At 74.6% G+C, this 1496-nt stretch carries 2 protein-coding genes; both read right to left on the bottom strand.

What is annotated here, in order from left to right; translation table 11 throughout:
- Nucleotides 1-200 precede the first annotated feature (200 nt).
- A complete protein-coding gene (locus HW445_RS30720; RefSeq protein WP_180224064.1) occupies nucleotides 201-656 on the bottom strand; it encodes an FHA domain-containing protein in 456 nt (151 codons plus the stop codon).
- Between the two features lie 112 nt (nucleotides 657-768).
- Nucleotides 769-1485 (bottom strand): response regulator, encoded by a 717-nt coding sequence (locus HW445_RS30725; protein WP_374939729.1) that lies wholly within the window; start codon nucleotides 1483-1485, stop codon nucleotides 769-771.
- Nucleotides 1486-1496 lie beyond the last annotated feature (11 nt).

The following is a 1496-nucleotide window of genomic DNA, read 5'->3' on the forward strand; positions in this document are numbered from 1 at the left end:
TTGACGAAGCGCACCGCCTCGTCCCCGCCCTCCGGGCCGTCGGGGCCGATCCGGAAGGTCAGCCCGCCCAGCAGGTTGCGCCACACGGCCCGTACCGGCTGTCCCGCGGCCAACTCGACCACGGCGGGCGGCGGTTCGACGGGGCCCTCGGGCGGCGCTGCGACCATGTCCCTCATGATGACGCACCGGCGGCCGGGTGGTCAGGGCGCGGTCGCGCCACGGTGCGGCGTGGGGCGACGCACCAGGAACTCGACCCGGGGGCCGAGTTCCACGGTGTCGCCGTTGTGGATCTCGTGACGGTGACCGGGGGTCAGGGCGAGGCCCCCGTTCACCCGGGTCCCGTTGGAGGAACCCCGCGGCACCTCGGTGAGCCAGACCCGCCCGTCCTCGGCGAACTCGACGTCGGCGTGACGACCGGAGACCGTCCGCTCGTCCGCGAGCAGGTCGGCCGCCTCGGGGGTGGCCCACCGTGTGCTCCGCCCGAGACGGACCGTGCCGCCGCGCGCGACCCGGAGGTGCCGCCCCAGTCCGGTGAAGTCCAGCAGCAGAACGGCCGGCAGCAGCACGACCGGCAGGAGACCGACCGGCAGGAGACCGGCCGGCAGGAGGAGCGCGGTCGCACGGCGGCGGCGCGGGGGCCGCGGGCGCGGGGGCATGGCGTCGTCCTCCTCTCCGGGCGTTCCGGATCGCTGGCGGGCGGGCGTGCGGGGACGCCCGGTGGAGGGACCCGGGGCTCCGGCCCGGGAGTGGTGCCGGAGCCCCGGGTGGTCAGGGTTCGACGAGTCCGGCCCGGATGGCGTACCGGGTGAGTTCGAGCCGGTCGCGCAGGCCGAGCTTGCTCAGCAGGTTGGCGCGGTGGCGCTGCACCGTCTTGACGCTGATGAAGAGCATCTCGGCGATCTCCTTCGAGGAGTGCCCCTCGGCCACCAGCTTGAGGACCTCCTCCTCCCGGGGCGTGAGGATCTGCCCGGGGGTCTCCTCTCCCTGCCGGACGCGGTCGAGGTAGTGGCGGATCAGGGCGGTCACCGCACCGGGGTAGAGGAAGGGCTCGTCGCGGATCGCGGCCCGGCAGGCGGCGACCAGGTCGCGGTCGGCGACGGACTTCAGCACGTACCCGGAGGCCCCGGCCTTGAGGGCCTGGAAGAAGTACTGCTCGTTGTCGTGCATGGTGAGCATGAGGATCCGCAGGTCCGGCTTGAGCGCGGCCAGCTCGCGGGCGGCCTGGAGCCCGGTCATGCGGGGCATCGCGATGTCCAGCACGGCCAGGTCCACGTCCTGGGCGCGGGCCTTCTCCACCGCCTCGGCCCCGTCGCCGGCCTCGGCGACCACCTCCAGGTCCGGTTCCTGGTCGAGGATCAGCCGCACGCCGCGCCGCACCAGGGCGTGGTCGTCGGCGAGCAGGATGCGGGCCGGCCGGGTGCCGGGCGTCGCCGGGGTCTCGGCGGGCTCCGGCGTGAGCGGGGTGACGGGGTTGTCGTGCTGCATCAGGTGTGCTG

The sequence above is a fragment of the Streptomyces sp. UH6 genome, from assembly GCF_013421635.1.
GTDB classification, from domain to species: Bacteria; Actinomycetota; Actinomycetes; order Streptomycetales; family Streptomycetaceae; genus Streptomyces; species Streptomyces abyssomicinicus.

What these genes read in the sequence shown, in the direction of transcription:
- HW445_RS30720 (WP_180224064.1), bottom strand. Translation starts at nt 656, where the DNA reads ATGCCCCCGCGCCCGCGGCCCCCGCGCCGCCGCCGTGCGACCGCGCTC.
- HW445_RS30725 (WP_374939729.1), bottom strand. Translation starts at nt 1,485, where the DNA reads ATGCAGCACGACAACCCCGTCACCCCGCTCACGCCGGAGCCCGCCGAG.